The sequence below is a fragment of the Streptomyces sparsus genome, from assembly GCF_054776295.1.
The window spans coordinates 1-660 of sequence record NZ_BAAHCA010001591.1 but is presented as its reverse complement, the minus strand read 5'-3'; the positions used below and the strand labels follow the sequence as shown (position 1 = coordinate 660).

The 660-nt window shown below is 74.7% G+C and carries 1 protein-coding gene; it reads left to right on the top strand.

The genetic code is table 11. From position 1 onward, the window contains the following. Positions 1–496: hypothetical protein (locus ACYVE9_RS29790; RefSeq protein WP_461030976.1), on the top strand; the 496-nt coding region annotated here is incomplete at its 5' end. Positions 497–660: the final 164 nt, after the last annotated feature.

Genomic DNA, 660 nt, shown 5'->3' with positions numbered 1-660 from the left:
CGCCCGCCCCGGCGCTGCCGCCGCTCCCGCCGCGACCTCCGAGCCGTCGGCCGCTCCGACACCCTCCGCCGGTATTCCGACGCAGCCTGCTGCGCCGACCGCGCCGGCCGAGGCTGCGGCGGCGCAGATCCAGCTGGTCGACGCCGCCGAGTCGACAGCGGTGCAGACCGCCGACGAAACGGTTGACCGGTTGCTCGACGAGGGGCGCTCACCCTCCGACATCCTGCTGCTCACAACCGGTCAGCAGCACCCGTGGGCCCAGCACGAGCTGAGCTTCGGCGAGGACGCCTACTGGCGTCAGCAGACTGCCGGTGACGACGTGTTCAGCGCGCACGTGTCGGCGCTCTCCCGTACCACCGGCCGACCCGTGGTGGTGCTGGCCGTCAACGGTGGCACGGACGCCGAGGTCGGCGCGGCACTGCCGGCCGCTCTGGAGCGGGCCGGCGTCCAGCTTGTCGTCTGCGGTGACGCCGCACGGCTGCGCCGTCTGCTCTGACGGGTAGCAGGGGCTGTGCTGAGAGCAGCCCCTGCCGCACCTGGGCGCCTCGACGGTGTCGGAGGTGGCGAGGAGGCGACCCGGGCAGTCCCGGCACGTTGCGCGTGGCTGCTCCGGTTCGCTCGCCGGCGCTCCGGCGAGCCGCCGCTGCCCGGGTACGGCCG